We start from the raw sequence: 771 nt of genomic DNA, 5'->3' as shown, positions 1-771 counted from the left end.
AAAAAAACAAGCTCCGGCAAATCTTACGAATAGCCCTTTGTAAACGCGCTCAAGACGAGTAACGGTTGTAGGGACGCTCGGTCGAGCGTCCGTCCCCGTTAAAGTGAGACGAGTAACGGTTGTAGGGACGCTCGGTCGAGCGTCCGTTCTCGTTAAAGCGAGACGAGTAACGGTTGTAGGGCCGCTCGGTCGAGCGTCCGTTGTGTCAAGGCGAGACGTATAACCCAGTCATCATACAAACTGGTCATCGTAATCTTTAACGGGTACGGACGCCCTCCCACTAGATACTCACCGAGCGTCCCTACACAGGGCTACTCGTCTCGTCGTTCGACAACGGACGCACGACCGTGCGTCCCTACAGCCGTTACTCGTCCGATCCCTCCGATCACTCTGATCGCTCCGATTGCTCCGATTTCCTCTCCCTTCTAACCCCTAACCTCTAACTTCTAAAGTCTAACCTCTAATCAAAAAAGGGGCGAATCATCGTTCGCCCCTTTTTTGATTCTAGTGCCTTACCACTACGCGGTAAGTCTCGCCCGCTACGCAGACCAGGTAAACCCCGTCCGCATAGGGTGTCAGGTCAATCTGTAGCACGCCACGGCTATCCGCACGACCGGCATAGAGCCGCTCGCCTGTCATGCTGTGGAGCGTCACCTCGCTGGCAGGAGCTACACCCTCCACGAGCAGATAGTCAGTCGCTGGATTCGGGTAGAGCTGCATCCGCTGCGTGACGGTCGTCTCCACGCCCGTGTGATCCACAAACGTTGCCTT

At 55.8% G+C, this 771-nt stretch carries 1 protein-coding gene; it reads right to left on the bottom strand.

Annotated elements, in window-relative coordinates; all coding sequences use genetic code 11:
* Window positions 1-504: 504 nt before the first annotated feature.
* A partial coding sequence (locus tag PORUE0001_RS09510; RefSeq protein WP_007366234.1) for a T9SS type A sorting domain-containing protein occupies window positions 505-771 on the bottom strand: 267 nt, incomplete at its 5' end.

Source organism: Porphyromonas uenonis 60-3, from assembly GCF_000174775.1.
GTDB lineage: Bacteria > Bacteroidota > Bacteroidia > Bacteroidales > Porphyromonadaceae > Porphyromonas > Porphyromonas uenonis_A.
The sequence above is the reverse complement of the archived record's forward strand: the minus strand, read 5'-3'. Positions and strand labels throughout refer to the sequence as shown.